This window comes from Micrococcus sp. (assembly GCF_030523875.1).
Taxonomy (GTDB): domain Bacteria; phylum Actinomycetota; class Actinomycetes; order Actinomycetales; family Micrococcaceae; genus Micrococcus.
Genome location: NZ_JAUNHR010000014.1, coordinates 19956 through 37672, shown reverse-complemented (window position 1 = coordinate 37672; position 17717 = coordinate 19956). Strand labels below are relative to the sequence as shown.

Annotated in this window: 14 protein-coding genes and 3 tRNA genes; 3 read left to right on the top strand and 14 right to left on the bottom strand. The window is 73.0% G+C overall.

Annotation, left to right across the window (positions count from 1 at the left end):
• Positions 1 to 70 precede the first annotated feature (70 nt).
• The 4 genes from Q4D18_RS03505 to Q4D18_RS03490 all read right to left on the bottom strand — a co-directional run bounded on the left by Q4D18_RS03505 (position 71) and on the right by Q4D18_RS03490 (position 2572).
• Positions 71 to 1963 (bottom strand): BCCT family transporter, encoded by a 1893-nt coding sequence (locus tag Q4D18_RS03505; protein WP_303125852.1) that lies wholly within the window; start codon positions 1961 to 1963, stop codon positions 71 to 73.
• A gap of 200 nt (positions 1964 to 2163) precedes the next feature.
• A tRNA-Phe gene (locus Q4D18_RS03500) sits at positions 2164 to 2236 on the bottom strand.
• A gap of 61 nt (positions 2237 to 2297) precedes the next feature.
• Positions 2298 to 2371 (bottom strand) — tRNA-Asp (locus tag Q4D18_RS03495).
• Positions 2372 to 2499: 128 nt separating this feature from the next.
• Positions 2500 to 2572: transfer RNA gene (locus Q4D18_RS03490), tRNA-Glu, on the bottom strand.
• 90 nt (positions 2573 to 2662) lie between these two features.
• Between Q4D18_RS03490 and Q4D18_RS03485 the strand changes: the two genes are divergently transcribed.
• Positions 2663 to 3016 carry a metallopeptidase family protein gene (locus tag Q4D18_RS03485; RefSeq protein WP_303125849.1) on the top strand — a complete coding sequence of 118 codons (354 nt, stop codon included), beginning with the start codon at positions 2663 to 2665 and terminating at the stop codon, positions 3014 to 3016.
• 19 nt (positions 3017 to 3035) lie between these two features.
• Here Q4D18_RS03485 and Q4D18_RS03480 read toward each other — a convergent pair whose 3' ends face one another.
• From Q4D18_RS03480 to Q4D18_RS03460, 5 genes are all read right to left on the bottom strand, one after another.
• Complete coding sequence (locus tag Q4D18_RS03480) at positions 3036 to 4016, bottom strand: universal stress protein (protein ID WP_303125848.1); 981 nt, start codon at positions 4014 to 4016, stop codon at positions 3036 to 3038.
• A 134-nt stretch (positions 4017 to 4150) separates the two neighbouring features.
• The gene (locus Q4D18_RS03475) at positions 4151 to 5020 is read right to left on the bottom strand and encodes a spermidine synthase (RefSeq protein WP_303125843.1); all 870 of its coding nucleotides are present in this window, start codon (positions 5018 to 5020) and stop codon (positions 4151 to 4153) included.
• Positions 5021 to 5069: 49 nt separating this feature from the next.
• Complete coding sequence (locus tag Q4D18_RS03470) at positions 5070 to 5594, bottom strand: GNAT family N-acetyltransferase (protein ID WP_303125838.1); 525 nt, start codon at positions 5592 to 5594, stop codon at positions 5070 to 5072.
• On the bottom strand, positions 5591 to 5932 hold the full coding sequence (locus tag Q4D18_RS03465) for a thiamine-binding protein (protein WP_303125834.1): 342 nt from the start codon (positions 5930 to 5932) through the stop codon (positions 5591 to 5593). Before Q4D18_RS03465 ends, Q4D18_RS03470 begins: the two co-directional genes overlap by 4 nt.
• 31 nt (positions 5933 to 5963) lie before the next feature.
• Entirely contained in the window at positions 5964 to 7325 is a 1362-nt protein-coding gene (locus tag Q4D18_RS03460; protein WP_303125832.1) for an Nramp family divalent metal transporter, read from the bottom strand.
• A gap of 292 nt (positions 7326 to 7617) precedes the next feature.
• Between Q4D18_RS03460 and pta the strand changes: the two genes are divergently transcribed.
• Complete coding sequence (gene pta / locus Q4D18_RS03455; protein WP_303125830.1) at positions 7618 to 9693, top strand: phosphate acetyltransferase; 2076 nt, start codon at positions 7618 to 7620, stop codon at positions 9691 to 9693.
• Between the two features lie 170 nt (positions 9694 to 9863).
• Positions 9864 to 11042, top strand: coding sequence for an acetate/propionate family kinase (locus tag Q4D18_RS03450; RefSeq protein ID WP_303125856.1), 1179 nt, complete (start codon positions 9864 to 9866; stop codon positions 11040 to 11042).
• Positions 11043 to 11078: 36 nt separating this feature from the next.
• Here the strand turns inward: Q4D18_RS03450 and Q4D18_RS03445 are convergent, their stop codons facing one another.
• From Q4D18_RS03445 to Q4D18_RS03425, 5 genes are all read right to left on the bottom strand, one after another.
• Complete coding sequence (locus Q4D18_RS03445; RefSeq protein ID WP_303125829.1) at positions 11079 to 12815, bottom strand: ABC transporter ATP-binding protein; 1737 nt, start codon at positions 12813 to 12815, stop codon at positions 11079 to 11081.
• A gap of 9 nt (positions 12816 to 12824) precedes the next feature.
• A complete protein-coding gene (locus tag Q4D18_RS03440) occupies positions 12825 to 13808 on the bottom strand; it encodes an ABC transporter permease (RefSeq protein ID WP_303125827.1) in 984 nt (327 codons plus the stop codon).
• Entirely contained in the window at positions 13805 to 14809 is a 1005-nt protein-coding gene (locus tag Q4D18_RS03435; protein WP_303125824.1) for an ABC transporter permease, read from the bottom strand. The genes Q4D18_RS03440 and Q4D18_RS03435 overlap by 4 nt, the downstream gene beginning before the upstream one ends.
• Before the next feature lie 145 nt (positions 14810 to 14954).
• Complete coding sequence (locus Q4D18_RS03430; RefSeq protein ID WP_303125822.1) at positions 14955 to 16634, bottom strand: ABC transporter substrate-binding protein; 1680 nt, start codon at positions 16632 to 16634, stop codon at positions 14955 to 14957.
• A gap of 150 nt (positions 16635 to 16784) precedes the next feature.
• The gene (locus Q4D18_RS03425; RefSeq protein ID WP_368389626.1) at positions 16785 to 17708 is read right to left on the bottom strand and encodes a glycerophosphodiester phosphodiesterase family protein; all 924 of its coding nucleotides are present in this window, start codon (positions 17706 to 17708) and stop codon (positions 16785 to 16787) included.
• Positions 17709 to 17717: the final 9 nt, after the last annotated feature.

Sequence of the window (17717 nt, the reverse complement as noted above, 5' to 3'; positions counted from 1 at the left end):
GCCCACCACGCGATGCGCCGGGCCATGCGCCGCGCGGGCGAGGAGCCGCCGTCGTCGTGCGGGGTGCGGGTCAGTCCCGCGGGGCGCGGTGCAGGCGCGTCGAGGAGCCCGCGGCCGGGTCGACCACCGGCGTCGCGCCGGTGTGCAGCTGGATCTCGTCGTCCGGGCCGGGGGAGGCCATCTCGGCGATCTTGCGCTGGTGGTCGCGGCTGAGCGAGGCCCACCACTGCGAGGCGGCCACGGGTCCGCCCTCCACCACGTCCGGGTCGTCGGTGTCCAGGCCGAGCCGGTCCTTGATGGAGCCGAGCATGGCCTGCCGGCGCACGGCCTCCACGCGGGCCACCGAGTAGCCCAGGACGCGCAGGGTGGCCACGCACATCACGAGCATCATCACGGAGAACGGCAGGCCGATGGTGATGGCCAGCGTCTGGATCGCGGACAGGCCGCCCGCCATGAGCAGCGCCGCCGCCATGAACGCGGTGGCGATCGCGAAGAAGATGCGCACGATCACCTTGGGGTTCACGTCGCCGCCGGTGGCCAGCATGCCCATCACGAGCGAGCCGGAGTCCGAGGACGTCACGAAGAACACGGCGGAGAGGAGGATGAAGCCGATCGTCATCATGGCGCCGGCGGGCAGCTGCTCGATCACCTGGAACAGGGCGGTGTTCGCGTCGATCGCGCCCTCCGGCCCCACGATGGAGCGGTAGCCCTCGGGGCGGACGGTCTCGAGGTAGATCGCGGTGCCGCCGAGGACGCCGAACCACACGATCGAGATCAGGGTCGGGACCAGGAGCACGCCGACGATGAACTCGCGCACGGTGCGGCCACGGGAGATGCGGGCGATGAAGATGCCCACGAACGGGGTCCAGGACATCCACCAGCCCCAGTAGTAGGCGGTCCAGCCGGCCTGCCACGCGTCACCCTCGGCGCCGAAGAACGCGGAGACGTTCAGCGAGTTGGCGAAGAAGCCGTTCAGGTACGCGCCGGTGGACTGCACCATCTCCTTGAGCAGGAAGGCGGTGGGGCCCACGATCGCCACGAACAGCAGCAGGCCTGCGGCCAGGATCAGGTTGAAGTTGGAGAGGTACTTCATGCCGCGCTCCACGCCGGAGACCACGGTGTAGAGCACCACGCAGGTCACCAGGGCGATCATCACGTACTCCACCCAGGCGGAGTCCTGCGGCACGAAGCCCAGGGAGCGCAGGCCGGCGGCCATCTGGGTCACGCCGAGGCCGAGGGAGGTGGCCACGCCGAACACGGTGCCGATCAGGGCGATGTTGTCGATCAGGTGGCCCCAACCGCCGCGCGTGCGGCGCTCGCCCAGGAGGGGCTCGAAGGCCCAGCGCAGGGAGAGCGGACGGCCGCGGCGGTGGATGGCCAGGCCGACGGCGATGCCGACGACGGCGTAGATCGCCCAGGGCTGCAGGCCCCAGTGCAGGAACGTGGTGGCCAGCGCCTGCTGCGCGGCCTGGCCCTCGTTCGGGTTCGTGGCCGCGATGTCCGGACGCGGGGTGACGAAGTGCATCATCGGCTCGGTCATGCCGTAGAACACGAGGCCGATGCCCATGCCCGCCGCGAAGAGCAGCGAGAACCAGGACAGGGTGGAGAACTCGGGCTTCTCATCCGGTCGGCCCATCGTGATCTGGCCCTTGCGGGAGAACGCGAGGTAGAGGCAGAACAGCACGAAGAACAGCGCGACGGCGGCGTACCACCAGGAGAAGTTCGTGATGATGCCCTGCTGCACGGCGCCGATGGCGTCGGTCATCTGCTCGGGCAGCAGCATCGTGGCGACCACGAAGGCCAGGACGATCACGGTGGAGGGCCAGAAGACCCAGCCGACGAGGGAGCGGCCGGGCTCGACCTGGGCCGCGGCGGAGGTGGCCGGGACCGTGGGGGACGGGGCGGACGCCTCGGCGGAACCGGGCGGCCCGGCGGTGCGGTGGGGTGGAGTGGTGTCGGTCATTCTCCCCACGGTACGCAACGCACAGGGACGTGACGCCGTCCAGACATGGGGATGGCGATGTTTCTCACAACAAGGTGAGACGCCCCTCACCATGATGGGTGAAGGTGCAACAGCTCCCTCACGCGTCCACGGGGCGACGTGGCGGAGCGCTGGACATGCAGGAAGGCCCCCCGCTGCTGCGGGGGGCCTTCGCACTACTGTGGCTCCGACCGGCGTCGATCCGGTGACCTTACGATTTTCAGTCGTACGCTCTACCAACTGAGCTACAGAGCCGGGCGATTCGCATCGCCGGGATCCTCCAGGCACCGGACTCCGGTGTATCGGATGATCCGAGCGACCCTGACGGGACTTGAACCCGCGACCTCCGCCGTGACAGGGCGGCGCGCTAACCAACTGCGCTACAGGGCCATCTTCTGTTGTTCATCGCCCCGGATCTCTCCGTTGCAACGAGTAGAGACTCTATCAGGGTCTCCGCACCGCGTGCAAATCGCTTCCGGCCAGCCCGTCCGGGCCGGCTCCGGCGACCTGCGACGCCGTACCCCCAACGGGATTCGAACCCGTGTCGCCGCCGTGAAAGGGCGGTGTCCTAGGCCTCTAGACGATGAGGGCGCGCCCGTCCGGCACGGCCGGACGGACCAGTGGAGTCTATAGGGTGGCCGCACCGGCCGCGAGCAGAGGAGGCGTCCCGTGGAGGACCGCATGAGCGAGGCGGAGTTCGACGCCGTCGTCGACGCCGCCCTGGCCCGCATCCCCGACGAGCTGGCCCGTCTGCTCACGAACGTGGTGGTCGTGGTGGAGGACGAGTACGAGCCGCAGCCCTGGGAGGACCCGGACACCGAGCTGCTCGGCGTCTACGAGGGGATCCCCCTGACCGAGCGCGCGGAGATGCCGTGGCAGCTGCCCGACCGGATCGTGGTGTTCCGCGGCCCGCTCACCCGGCACTGCCGCACCCGCGCCGAGCTCGAGCACGAGATCACCGTGACGGTGATGCACGAGGTGGGCCACTTCTTCGGGATCTCCGAGGAGCGCCTGCACGAGCTCGGCTGGGGCTGAGCGGCCGGAGCCGAGCGGCTCAGCCCTCCCGGTGCTCCTGCTCCGCGACCGCGCCGAACCGTGCGCGGGAGCCCAGGCGGACGTCGTCGCGGAACGGGACGATCATGACGGGGCCCTTGGCGTGGTTCGCCACGCCCTGGCTCGTGGATCCCACGAGGGCGCCGGAGAACCCGCCGAGGCCGCGCGTGCCCAGCACGGTCAGGCGGGCGGTGGCGGTCTGCTCCACCATCACGTCCACGGGGTTGCCCTCCACCAGCTCGGTGGTCACCGTCAGGCCCGGGAACTCCGAGGCCAGCCACTCCGCGCCCGCGTCGAGGCGCTCCTGCAGCTCCCGCCGACGCGCCTCCTCGTCCAGGGTGACGGCCAGCCAGGCCGCGTTCGGCCCCACGGGGGGCAGGGCGCACACCAGGCGCAGGGGCGCCGTGCGGGCCGCGGCCTCCTCGGCCGCCACGAGGGCGGCCGCGCGGCCCTCCTCCGAGCCGTCGACGCCGGCCACCACGGGCACGCCGTCCGCCGCGCGGGTGGCCTCCACGCCCGCCGGGATGATGGCCACGGGGCAGTGCGCGTGGCCGGGCAGCGCGGAGGACACCGAGCCGAGCAGCCGGCCCAGGAACCCGCCGCGGCCGCGGCTGCCGGAGACCAGCAGGGAGGCCTGTGCGGAGAGGTCCACCAGGACGCCGGCGGCGTCGCCGACCTCCACGCGCAGCTCGGGGGTCACGCCCTCGGGGTCGAGCTTGCCCACGACCTCGTGCAGCAGGGCGTCCACGCCGACGCGGAGGCGGTCGCCGTCGGCCATCGCGATGCCGCCGTCCAGGGAGCTGCCCCAGAACGCGGGCACGGTGTAGGCGGTGACGAGGGTCAGGGCCTCGCCCCGCAGGCGGGCCTCGCGCTGGGCCCAGCGGGCGGCGGAGATGGACTGCTCCGAGCCGTCCACGCCCACCAGGACGCCGAGCGGTGCGTCCTCACGGCGGGGGGCGGCGGGCTGGGTCTGGGCGGACATGGCGACCTCCTGTGTCGGTCCTGCCGGACCTCGCCATCGGGGCCCGGCGGTCGCCTCCAGCGTAGTGGTCCGTGCCACATCGCGCCCGCCCCGGGGCGCGCCCCGGGGCGGAGCGGGACGGGCCGGGAGACCGGTCAGGGCCCGTCCGCGACCGACGGGGCCGGGGGCACGGGGACCAGCGGGGTGGCGTCCGGGGCGAGGCCCCGCGTGAAGGCGGCGACGTCGTCGACCAGCTGGGCGGGCAGGGCGTCCGAGCGGAGGGCGCGGGCCAGGGCGGCGCGGCCGCCGAGGTCGTCCCCGGCCAGCGGCCGGTCCGAGGCCGCGGCGATCACGTTGCCGCGGCGTCGGCCCTTGAGCATGGCCGGGTCCGCCATGACCTCCACGTGCGCGAACACCGCGGTGAGCGCGGCGACCTCCCGGCGCACCGAGGTGAGGTCCGGGCCGCCGCCGATGTTGAGCAGGAGCACCCCGCCCGGGGTGAGGACGCGGGCGGCGTGCGCGGCGGCGTCGAGCCCGGTGAGGTGGGCGGGGGTGATGTGGGCCCCGTCCGGGGCGGCGGGATCCGGGGCGAAGACGTCCCGGAAGACCACCTCGCGCGTGGCGTCCCGGAGCCCGGCGAGGACCTGGCCGGCCTCGCCCACGCGGATCTTCAGCTGCGGGGCCCGCGGCAGGTCGAAGTGCTCGCGGGCCAGGGCGGCGAGGCCGGCGTCGAGCTCCACGGCCAGCTGGTGGGCGCCCGGGTAGGCGTGGGACACCCAGCGGGCGAACGTGCAGCCGGCCCCGCCCAGGTGCAGCACGCGCAGCCGCGCGTCCGGGGCGAGGCGGTGCGCCAGGACGGCCGCGGCCCAGCGCATGTACTCGAAGCCGAGGGTCTCCGGCCGGTCCGGGTTGAGCTGCGAGGACTCGACGCCGTTGACCCGGAGCAGGAACACGCCGTCCGTCCAGGGGTCGGGCTCGATCGTGGCGACGCCCGAGCTGATGGGATACGTGCCGGGGGTGATCATGGGCTCGATTCTCCCCCGGTTCCGGCACGCCCGTGCGCCGAGGGGGAGGTCAGCGGCGCACCATGAGCCGCTCGTGCGCCTCGCCCCACGCGCCGCCGATCCGCTCGGGCTGCCCCACCGGGACGTAGCCGTGGCCCGTGTAGAAGCGCACCGCCCGCCCGTTGCCCTCGAGCACCCTCAGCACCGCGGGGGCGTCGCCCACCGCGGCGTCGTGCAGCCGGTGCCCCAGCCCCGTGCCGTGGGCGCGGGCGAGGACGTAGAGGCTGGTCAGCACGGTGTCCGGCAGGTCCTCGGGCCACCCGTCCGCGCCCTCGGGGGCGGGCAGGGACCGCTCGGTGCGGGGCGCCGTCGCCGCCATGCCGACGACGGCGCCGTCCGCCTCCTCCGCCAGCCACACCCGGCCGCCCTCGGCCAGGAGGCCGCGCCACGCCTCGACCTGCTCGTCGAGCCGGTCGTCCAGGCGGTCGAGCAGGGCGGGGTCGATCACGTGCGCGTACGTCTCCCGCCAGGACGCGTTCTTCATGGCGAGCACGGCGGGCAGGTCGCCGGCCGTGGCGGGGCGGACGAGCGTCATCCGGCGTCCTCCGCGAGCGCCGCTTCGAGCCGGGCGACCTTGCCGTCCAGCTCGCCCGTGCGGCCCGGGCGGATGTCCGCCTTCAGCACCAGGGACACGCGGGAGCCGAAGGGGGCGACGGCGTCGCAGGCGGCCTTGACCACGGCCATCACCTCGTCCCATTCCCCCTCGACCTCGGTGAACATCGAGGAGGTGCGGTGCGGCAGGCCCGAGTCGCGGACCACGGCGACGGCGGCCGCCACCGCCCGGTGGACGGAGGCGGGGTCGCCGTCGGAGGACGGGGTGTGGGCGGCGTCGGCGGGGGCGCCGGAGGGGGCGACGGAGAAGGCGACGATCATGGCACCAGTGTGCCCCGACCCCGCCGCCGGCTCACCCCCCGAACACCGGCTGCAGGGCCTTGAGCAGCTCGTTCACGCCGATCGCCACGAACACGGCCGCGGTGATGCCGAGCAGGATGTTCCGGACCCAACCGTTGCGGAACTTCGGGGGCACGGTCCTCGCATTGTTGAGGAACAGCAGCGTGACGGCCAGGAACGGCATGAACAGGGCGCCGAGCGTGCCGTAGAGCAGGATCAGGAAGATCGGCCGCTCCAGGAACAGCAGGGCCATCGGCGGGAGGGTGAGCCACAGCAGGTAGAAGCGGGCAGGCACGGAGGCCAGGGAGGGGGCATCGTCCTGGTCCAGCTCGTCCGCGGGGCGGCGGAAGTTGGCCCAGAAGTCCGCGAACATCAGGGACACGCCGTGCCACACGCCCAGCAGGGAGGAGAAGGAGGCCGCGAAGAACCCCACCAGGAACACGGTGGCCCACACCTGGCCGTAGCGCTCGGCGAGCACGGTGCCGACGTCCAGCAGGCCCTTGTCCCCCGAGGAGATGGCCAGGCCGGCCGAGTGGAGCAGCTCCACGCCCATGATCATGGTGGCGATCACGAAGATGCCGGTGAGGATGTACGACGTCGCGTTGTCGAACTTCATCACCTTCATGTACTTCGGGACGTTCCAGCCCTTCTCGCGCAGCCAGTAGCCGTACGCGCCGAGGGTGATGGTGCCGCCCACGCCGCCGGCCAGGCCGAGGACGTAGAACATCACCTCCGGGTCGCCGGAGGGGATGCGCGGGACCAGGCCGGTGAGGATCTCCCCCAGGTTCGGCGCGGTCAGGGCGGCGGAGACCAGCACGGTGACGAACATGACGCCGATCAGCACGGTCATGATCTTCTCGATCAGCCCGTACCGGTTGAGCCACACCAGCGCGAGGCCCACGAGGCCGGACGCGATGGCGAACACCTTCGAGTCCACGCCCGGGAACAGGGCCGCCAGGGGCAGCGCGGTGGAGGACATGGCGGTGGCGCCGTACACGAAGCCCCAGATCAGGATGTACGGGCCGAAGTACCATGAGGTCCAGGAGCCCAGGCCGCGCCAGCCCTGGAAGATCGTCTTGCCGGTGGAGAGGTAGTAGCGGCCGGTGCCCTCGACCAGCACGATCTTGAAGATCACGCCGAGCACCACGGCCCACAGCAGCATGTAGCCGTAGCGGGAGCCGGCGGTGAGGGTGGCCACGAGGTCCGCGGCGCCCACGCCCGTGGCGGCGGCCACGATGCCCGGGCCGAGGGAGTTCCACTTGGGCTTGACGGGGGTCTCGTCGATCTCGGCCTGGGTGAAGCCGATGATCTCCGGGTTGTGGACGGGGTGGTGGCGGTCCACCGGGCCGTGGCCGGCGGCGGTGCTGTGGGACATGGGGCTCCTCGGTCGGTGCGGGGACGGTCCGCCCGGGGCCGGTGCGCGGCCGGCGGGCAGGGGTGGAGTGACGCACCTCACGGTAGCCCACGGGGCGGGGCGTGTCGGCGTGTGTCCGACGACGACGCCGACCCCGCGTCCCCGACGTCGCCGTCCCTCCCCCCGCCCCCGTCGCGGGCGCTCGGCGGGCGGGACCTGGGGTCGGCGCGGGGGCGCTCGATAGTGTGGCCGAGGGCCCCGTGAGACCCCTCCCCCATCGACTCCGCACCGCCGTCGCACGCGAAAGGGCACCATGCCGCAGGGACTCTTCGTCACCACCACCACGCCGGGCGCGGGCAAGTCGCTCGTGAGCCTCGGCCTGGCCGATTCGCTGTACCGGCGCTCCGGCTCGGTCGGCTACTTCCGCCCCGTGGTGCCCGGGGACGATGTGGAGACGGACCCCATGGTGCTGCTGATGCGCGAGCAGTTCGGGCTCAGCGCCGAGCAGGCCCGCGGCGGGCTCACCGCCGCGGAGGCCCGGTCCCTCATGGCCGAGGGCCGCGGGGACGAGGTGCAGGAGCGCTGCGTCGAGGCGTTCGACGCGATGGCGGCCTCGGCCGGCGTCGTGGTGGTGGAGGGCACGGACCTGGCCGACGCCGACCCCGCCGCGGACCTCGAGCTCAACGCCCGGCTGGCCCTGAACCTGAACACCCCCGTGCTGGCCGTGGTCTCCGGCGCCGGCCTGGACCCGCGCCGCGCCGCGGACGCCGTGGACCTGGCCCGGCACGCCCTGGACGAGTCCGGGGTGGACCTGCTGGCCGTCCTCGTCAACCGCGCGGACGCGGACCGGGTGGACGAGATCGGGGCCGCCATCCGCCCGGGCCGGCACGCCCGCCCCGTGTACGTCCTCCCCGAGCTGCCCGAGCTGGCGCACCCCTCGGTCGCCGAGGTCGCAGACGCGCTGGGCCTGGATCAGGTGGCCGGCCGGGAGACCCTGGACCGGGACGTGACCGAGGTGAAGGCCGTGTCCATGGAGGGCGGCAACTTCCTCGAGATCCTGCGCGAGGGCGCCCTGGTGATCGTCTCCGGCGACCGCTCGGACGCCATCCTGGCCGCCGTGGCCTCCTCGCTCACCCCGGACTTCCCCACGCCCTCGGCCATGGTGCTGACCAACGGGATCCTGCCCAACGCCCAGCTGCAGCGCCTCTACCTGGACGCGTCCTTCCCCGTGCTCGTCACGCACGACGACACCTTCCGCACCGCCACGAAGGTCTCCCAGGTGCGCGCCGAGCTCTCCAGCGCCCAGCCGCGCAAGACCGCCGCGGCCCTGGGCGCGTGGCACCAGCGCGTGGACGGGGACGAGCTGCTGGCCCGCGTCGACCTGCCGCGCAGCACCACGGTCACCCCGCTGCGGTTCCTCCACGACCTGATCGAGCGCGCCCGGGCGGACCGGAAGACGGTGGTGCTGCCCGAGGGCGAGGACGCCCGCGTGCTGCGCGCCGCGGAGATCCTCCAGCGCCGGGACGTGTGCGACCTCGTGGTGCTCGGCGCCGAGGCCGAGGTGCGGGAGGTGGCCTCGCGCGAGGGCATCGACCTCACCGGGCTCACCCTCGTGGACCCGGCCACGTCCGCGGACCGCGAGCGCTACGCGGAGGAGTACGCCCGGCTGCGCTCCCACAAGGGCGTGGACCTGGAGCGGGCCCGCGAGGTCATGCTCGAGGGCGCCTACTACGGCACCATGATGGTCCACCTGGGGGACGCGGACGGCATGGTCTCCGGCGCCGCGCACACCACGGCCAACACCATCCGGCCGGCGCTCGAGTTCGTGAAGACCCGCCCGGGCGTCTCGATCGTCTCCTCGGTGTTCTTCATGCTCCTGCCGGACCGCGCGCTGGTCTACGGCGACTGCGCCGTGAACCCGGACCCGGACGCGCAGCAGCTCGCGGACATCGCGGCGGCCTCCGCGGAGACCGCCGCCCAGTTCGGCGTGGACCCGCGGATCGCGATGCTCTCCTACTCCACCGGCGCCTCCGGCTCCGGCGACGCCGTGGACAAGGTCCGCCGCGCCACCGAGCTGGTCAGGGAGAGCCACCCGGAGCTGAAGGTGGAGGGCCCCCTGCAGTACGACGCCGCCGTCAACGCCTCCGTGGCCGCCTCCAAGATGCCGGACTCCGAGGTGGCCGGCCAGGCCACGGTGTTCGTCTTCCCGGACCTGAACACGGGCAACAACACGTACAAGGCGGTCCAGCAGTCCTCGGGCGCGGTCGCCGTCGGCCCCGTCCTGCAGGGCCTGAACAAGCCGGTCAACGACCTCTCCCGCGGCACCACGGTGGAGGACATCGTCAACACGGTGGCCATCACCGTCATCCAGGCCCAGGCCCAGGCCTGAGCCGCGGACGACGACGGCACCCGCCGCCGTCGTCGTCCGCCGCGCCGCCGCCTCCCGCGCCCTCCGAAAGGACCCCCGTGAGCGACTCCTTCGACGCCTCCCCCGTGACCGCCTCCCCGGCGACCACGGCCCTGCCCACCGTGCCGGCCCGCGAGATGCGCCAGGACACCCTGCTGGTGCTCGTGGTGAACTCCGGCTCCTCGTCCCTGAAGTACCAGGTCCGGGAGATCACCTCGGACGGGAGGGACACCGCGGACCCAGTGGTGACCAGGGGGCTCGTGGAGCGGATCGGCGTGGCCGGCTCGGACGTCCCCGACCACGCCGCGGCCCTCGAGCGGGTGGAGCGGCAGATCGCGGAGGTGATCGGCGGGCGCCGCCTGGCCGCCGCCGGCCACCGCGTGGTGCACGGCGGCGAGCGGTTCAACGCCCCGGCCCTGGTGACCAACGAGGTCATCCGCGCGATCGAGCGCCTCGCGCCGCTGGCGCCGCTGCACAACCCCGCCGCCGCGCAGGGGCTGCGCGCCGTGGCCCAGCGCTGGCCCGACCTGCCGCAGGTGGTGGTGTTCGACACCTCGTTCCACCAGTCCATGCCCCGCGAGGCCTGGCAGTACGCCCTGCCGGACGAGCTCTACACGGAGCACGGCATCCGCCGGTACGGCTTCCACGGCACCAGCCACGACCTGGTCACCGGCCTGGCCGCACGCCACCTCGGGATGGACCGCCGGGAGTTCGACGGCGTGGTCCTGCACCTGGGCAACGGCGCCTCCGCCACGGCCATCCGCCGGGGCCGCTCCGTGGACACCTCCATGGGCTACACCCCGCTGGCCGGCCTGGTGATGGGCACCCGCTCCGGCGACCTGGACCCCTCCGTGGTGACGCACCTGATCACCGCCCACGGCATGTCCGCCGAGGAGGTGGACACCATGCTCAACAAGCAGTCCGGCCTGCTGGGGCTCTCCGGGCACGCGGACATGCGCGAGGTGCTCGAGGCCGCCGAGGCCGGGCACCGGGCCTCCCGCGAGGCCCTGAAGATCGCCTCCTACCGCCTGGCCAAGTACGTGGGCGCGTACCACGTGGCCGTGGGCGGGGCGAAGGCGATCGTGTTCACCGCGGGCATCGGGGAGAACTCCGCCCCGTTCCGCGCCCGCGTGCTCGACCGGCTCGAGGCCCTGGGCGTGCGGTACGACCACGCCCGGAACATGGAGCGCGGCGACGACCCGCGGACCATCTCCACGGACGACTCCGCGATCCCCGTGCTCGTGGTCCCCACGGACGAGGAGATGGCGATCGCCCACCTCACCCACACCGTGGTGGAGCGCGAGGAGGCCTGGGCGCTGGCCGAGGACTGAGGCCGGGCCCGAGCACGCCCCGGGCCCCGGCCCGGCTCAGACGTGCTCGCCGTCGCCCTCCACCGCGATGTCCAGCTCGTTGCCCGGGATCGAGGCGAGCAGGCGCCGCGTGTACGGGTGGCGGGGGTTCGTGAAGATCTCCTCCGAGCTCGCCGCCTCCACGACCTCGCCGTCCTTCATGACGCACACGTAGTCCGAGATCAGGCGCACGACGGCGAGGTCGTGCGAGATGAACAGGTAGCTCAGGCCCATGCGCTCCTGCAGGTCCTTGAGCAGGTCGAGGATCTGCGCCTGGACGAGCACGTCGAGCGCGGAGACCGGCTCGTCGCAGACGATCAGGTCCGGCTCGAGGGCGAGCGCGCGGGCGATCGCCACACGCTGGCGCTGGCCGCCGGACAGCTCGGCCGGGTAGCGGCGGTGGAAGTGGGCCGGCAGGGCCACCTGCTCCATGAGCTCGAGGGCCCGCGCCCGGCGCTCCTTCGCGTTGCCGCGGCGGTACGCGTGCAGGGGCTCCTCGATGATGCGGCCCACCGTGAAGGAGGGGTTGAGGGAGGAGAACGGGTCCTGGAACACCGCCTGCACGCGCTGGCGGAAGTCCTTCAGGGCCGCGCCCTTCATGCCCAGCACGTCCCTGCCGTCGAAGGTGATCTCCCCCGAGGTGGGCTCGATCAGCTTGAGCAGCATGCGGGCCGTGGTGGTCTTGCCGGAGCCCGACTCGCCCACCACGGAGACCGTGGCGCCGCGCGGGATCTTGAGGGACACGTCCTTGGCGGCCGTGAAGTCCTCGCGCCCGCGGACGGGGTAGACCTTGGTCAGGTCCCGGATCTCCACGAGCGGGGTGAGGTCCCGCGTGCGCAGCGCCGCGGTGCTCAGGGCCGCCGGGTCGTCCTCGGCCAGCGCGGCCGGGGCCGGGTCGAACGCCTCGGGCAGCAGGCGGGCCGCCGCCACGGAGGGTGCGGCCGCCACGAGGGAGCGGGTGTAGGAGTGCTGGGGGTCCTCCAGGATCGCCCGCGCGTCGCCGGCCTCCACCACGCGGCCGCGGTGCATCACCACCAGCTGCTGGGCGCGCTCGGCGGCCAGGCCCAGGTCGTGGGTGATCAGCAGGACGGAGGAGCCGAGCTCGCGGGTCATCTCGTCGATCTGGTCCAGGATCACCTGCTGCACGGTCACGTCCAGGGCGGAGGTGGGCTCGTCCGCGATCAGCAGCTGCGGCCGGCAGGCCAGGCCGATCGCGATCAGCACGCGCTGGCGCAGGCCGCCGGAGAGCTCGTGCGGGTACTGTCCCGCCCGGCGCTCGGGCTCGGGGATGCCCGCGCGCTCCATCACCTCCACCACCTGCTGCCTCACGGTGGCCTTCGTGGCCAGGCCGTGCGTCAGGAGGGTCTCCCCGATCTGCTGTCCCACCCGCGTGACGGGGTTGAGGTTGGACATGGGGTCCTGCGGCACCAGGCCGATCCGCCGGCCGCGGATGCGGCGCATCCGGGAGTCCGGCAGGCCGACGAGCTCCTCGCCGTCGAAGCGGATGGAGCCGCCGGTCACCCGACCGTTGCCGGGCAGCAGGCCGATCGCGGCCATCGCGGTGGTGGACTTGCCCGAGCCGGACTCACCCACGATCGCCAGGGTCCCGCCGGCCGGCAGGGTGAGGGAGGCGCCCTCCACCGCCTTCACGGTGCCCTGCTGCGTGGCGAACTCCACGTCCAGGTCGCGGATCTCCAGCAGCGGGGCGGCGGAGGCGGCGTGGGAGCCGGAGCGGCGTGCGACGTCGTCGTTCATGGGGTCCTCTCAGCGCTTCCGGGACGTGGGGTCGAGGGCCTCGCGCAGGGACTCGCCCAGCAGCGTGAAGCCCAGGGCGGTGATCGCGATGCACAGGCCCGGCAGGAACGCGAGCCATGGGTTGATGCCCAGCTCCGCCTGCGCGTAGGTGAGCATGCGGCCCCACTCGGCGGTCTCGGGGCGGCCGCCGCCCAGGCCCAGGAAGGACAGGGCGGCGGCGTCGATCACGGCGGTGGCCAGGGTCAGGGTGGCCTGCACGATCACGGGGCCCATGGAGTTGGGCAGCACGTGGGACATCGTGATGGTGCGCCGGGACAGGCCCAGGGTCTGGGCGGCGAGCACGTAGTCCGAGCCGCGCTGGCTCAGCATGGACGAGCGCAGCAGACGGGCGAAGATCGGGATCTGGGCGACGCCGATCGCGATCATCACGGCGAACGGGGTCTGGCCCAGGATCGCGGCGATGGACACCGCCAGCAGCAGGTGCGGCACCGAGAGGAGGATGTCCACCACGCGCATGACGACGGCGTCCACCCACCCCCCGAACATGCCCGCCAGCAGGCCCAGCAGCATGCCGCCGGCCAGGCCGAACGCGGTGGAGACCACGCCGATCAGCAGGGACGCCTGCGCGCCCCAGATCAGCTTGGACAGCACGTCCCCGCCGAAGCGGTCCAGCCCGAGGGGGAACCCGGCCAGCTCGCCGGGGCCGGGGATGTCCGTGGGGCGGATCTCGCGCATGCCCGGGGTGTCGGTGCCCGCGTAGGGGGCGAGCAGGGGGGCCAGGACGGCCACCAGCAGGAACAGCGCCACGATCACGGCGCCGGCGATGGCCGCGGGGTTGCGGCGCAGCCGCTGGAACGCCGCACCCCACACGGAGGTGCCGCGCGCGTCCGCGCCGGGCTCCGTGGTGGTCTGCGTGCCGCCGGGGGCGATCGCCTCGTCCACGGCCTGCTCGGTGGGGCCGCCGCCCGGGGAGGGGGGAAGGACCATGCTCATGAGACACGCACCCTGGGGTCGATGAGGCCGTAGGAGACGTCCACGACCAGGTTGATCAGCGAGTAGATGAGGGCGATGAAGATGATGAAGCCCTGCAGCACCGGGAAGTCCAGCTGGAAGATCGCCTGGCTGAGGAACCGCCCGATCCCGTTGAAGGCGAACACGGTCTCCGTGAGCACCGCCCCGGAGATCAGCAGGCCCAGCTGCAGGCCCAGGGTGGTGGTCACCGGCAGCATCGCGTTGCGCAGGATGAACCGGTTCCGGATCAGCCCCGGTGCCAGGCCCTTGGCGCGCGCCGTGCGGACGAAGTCCGCGTTCTGCACGTCCAGGACGGAGGCGCGGGTGATGCGCGCGATGATCGCCAGCGGGATGGTGCCCAGGGCCACGCCCGGCAGGATCAGGTGCAGGAGCGCGTCCCACGCGGCGTCGTACTCGCCCGTGATCAGCCCGTCCCACACGTAGAAGTCCGTGTAGTGGGTCGCGTCGATGCGCGGGTCCTGGCGGCCGTCCGTGGGCAGCCAGCCGAGCTTCACGGCGAACACCCACTTGAGCAGGAACGCCAGGAAGAACACCGGCACCACCACGCCCAGCAGGGACAGCACGACGGCGACGTCGTCCTGCCACCGGCCCACGTGGCGCGCCGCCCAGTAGCCCAGCGGGATGCCGAGGGCCACGGCGAAGACGATCGCGAACAGGGACAGCTCCACCGTGGCCGGGAAGCGCTCCGCGAACTCCTCCACCACGGGGCGGTTGGTGACGATCGAGGTGCCGAAGTCGCCCTGCAGCAGCCGGCCCATGTACGTGAAGTACTGCTCCACGAGGGGCTTGTCGAAGCCGTACGCGGCGTTGACGCGCGCCACCGCCTCCGGGGTGGCACGGTCGCCCAGCAGGGCGGTGGCGGGGCCGCCGGGCAGGCTGCGCACCCACACGAACAGCAGGACGGACAGGCCGAACAGCGTCGGGATCAGCAGCAGCAGGCGGCGGCCGATGAGTCTGAGCACGGGGGTCTCCTCCGGGCCGGGGCGAGGGGCCCGGCCGCTCGGTGGGGGGCGGTCATGGCGACGACGACGCCGGGGGCTCCGGCGCCGTCGTCGCGCGGGGACGGGAGGACCGCGGCGGGACCGGTCGGGCCCCGCCGCGGACGGCTCACTCCGTCAGGTCGATGTCGGTGAAGACCTCGTCGTTGACCGGGCTGGCCGGGTAGGAGGCCACACGCTTGTCGAACGCCAGCGACGGCGCCGGGTGGGCGAGCGGGATCGCCGGCACGAAGTCGGAGATCTCCTTGTTGATCTCCTGGTACTTCGGCGTCTGCTCCTCCAGGGTCGGGATCCCGCGGGCCTCCTCCAGGGCGGAGAACAGCTCCGGGTTGTCGAAGCCGAACTCCGGCTTCTGCTGGCCGAAGAACACGCCCACGAAGTTGTCCGTGTCGTTGTAGTCGCCGGTCCAGCCGAGCAGGTGGATGCCGTGGTCCGCGGTGCCCTGGATCTGGTTGAGGTAGTCCGGGCTCCACTTGGCGGGCTTGGCGTTGACCTTGATGCCCACCTGCGCCAGCTGGTTGGAGAGGTTGGAGAACGCCTGCTCCGGGGTGGGCATGTACGGACGGGAGACGCCCGTGGGGTAGTTGAAGTCCACGGTGAACCCGTTGGGGTAGCCGGCCTCGGCGAGCAGCTGCTTGGCCTTCTCCGGGTCGTACTCGTACTGGGTGACGTCCTCGGCGTAGCCGTTCACGGAGTCCGGGATGAACTGGGTGGCGGCCTTGGTGCCCTCGGGCAGCGTCTGGTTGATCAGGGCCTCCTTGTCGATCGCGTGGGCGATCGCCTGGCGGACCTTCACGTCCTTCAGCTCCTCCTGCTGCTGATTCAGGCCCAGGTAGAGGATGGTGAACGGGTCGCGCTGGACCACGGTGAACCCGGCGTCGGCCAGGGCCTTGGTGTCGGCGGGGGCCACGAGGTCGTAGCCGTCCACGTCGCCGGCCTCGAGGGCCTGGCGGCGGGCCACGGGGTCGTCGATCACCCGGAAGGTGATGTCGGTGACCTCGCCGCCCTCGCCCCAGTAGTCCTCATTGGCGGTGAGCTTGACGTCCTCGCCCACGTTCCAGGAGGAGAACTTGTAGGGGCCGGTGCCGGTGGGATGAGCGCGGGCGTACTCGGACATCTCCGGGGACTCGGCGGTGCCGCCGATCTCGTCGGCCTTGTACTTCTCGAGCGCCTCGGGGGACTGCATCGCGAAGGCGGGCAGGGACAGGGAGGCGATGAACCCGGCGAACGGCTCGGCGAGGGTCACCTTCGCCTCGTTCTCCCCGGTGGCCTCGCAGGACTCGTAGACGGCGGTCTCCGGGGTGTCGGCGAAGCCGCGGAAGAGCTTGCCGTAGTAGTAGGAGACGGTCTCGGCCTGCTGGATGCCCTCGAAGTTGTACCAGCGGTCGAAGTTCGCGCACACGGCCTCGCCGTTGAACGGCGTGCCGTCGTGGAACTTCACGTCCTTCTTCAGCTGGAAGGTGTGGGTCAGGCCGTCCTCGGAGGACTCCCAGGACTCGGCGAGCAGCGGGGCGGGGTCCGCCGTGCCCGGCTTCGTGCCCACGAGGCCCTCGAAGATCTGGCGGGAGACGCGGAAGGACTCGCCGTCCGAGGCGAACGCGGGGTCCAGGGTCTTCGGGTCCGAGGACGCCGCGAAGATGAAGTTGCCGTCCACGGAGGCGGCGTCGCCGTCGGAGGCGGAGCCCCCGGCGTCGCCGCGCTGGCTTTCGGCGCAGCCGGTGACGAGCAGGGCGCCGGCGGCGGTGAGGGCGGCCGCGGACAGGACGCGGCGACGGAACGGGGTGGCCATGACGGTCCTCCGGTCTCGAGGGTGCGAGGCGTGCTCCGCGTCGGCGGTGACACGGACCACGTGATGTGATGCGGGTGACTATAACCACACCAGCACGGGTCCTGCGTCACACCGGCGTCACGCGGGGCCTGCCGACCCCCGCCCCCGGCCTCAGGGCGCGGCCGTGGGCGCCACGGCGGGCGACGCCGTCGCGGCCTCCGTCACCCAGCGCGCCACGTCCGCGGGCCGGTCCGTGGTGAGCTCCTGCACGCCCTGGGCGAGCAGGAACGCGGTGTCCTCGCGCTCGTTCACGGTCCACACCCGCACGCGCCGGCCGGCGGCGAGCCAGGCCTTCACGTCCGCGAGGTGCCGTCGCACGTAGGCCACGGAGGGCCCGGCCAGGCCGGCGCGACCCTGCCACACGAGGGCCTCGGCGTCGGCGAGGGACCGCCCCACGGCCGCCCGCACGGCGGCGCGGGAGACCGGCCCGCGGGCCAGCCGGGAGGGCACCCGGCCCGGGAGGAGGTCGATCAGGGGGCACAGTGCCTCGGGGCCGGTCAGCGGCGCCACGTAGGCCAGGGCGCCGGGGTCGAAGCTCATGAGGGACACCGTGACCTGTCCCATCAGGCCGGTCTCGGGCTCCCAGCCGGCCGCCACGAGCTCCCGCAGCACCTTCTCCTCCAGCTCCCGGCCGAACGGCGAGGGGTGCTTGAGCTCCACCGCCAGCCGGAGCGGCCGGCCCGCCGAGCCGACCAGCTCGAGCGCCTCCCGCAGGGTGAGCAGCTGCTCGTGCGGCGCGCCGTAGGCGGCGGGCAGGCGCGTCCGCCCGCTGCGGCCCTCCGCCATGCCGGCGTGCCACGAGACCACGTCCAGGCCCCGCAGCTCGGCCAGGGTCCGGTCCGCGAGCGCCCCGCGGCCGTCCGAGGTGCGCTCGAGGGTGGCGTCGTGCCACAGGACGACCTGGCGGTCGCGGGTCAGCTGGACGTCGCACTCGACGCCGTCGGCCCCGACGGCGATCGCGTGGCGCAGGGCGGCGCGGGTGTGTTCGGGGAAGGCGGCGGACGCGCCGCGGTGGGCGATCACGAGGGGCAGCACGCGGCCGAC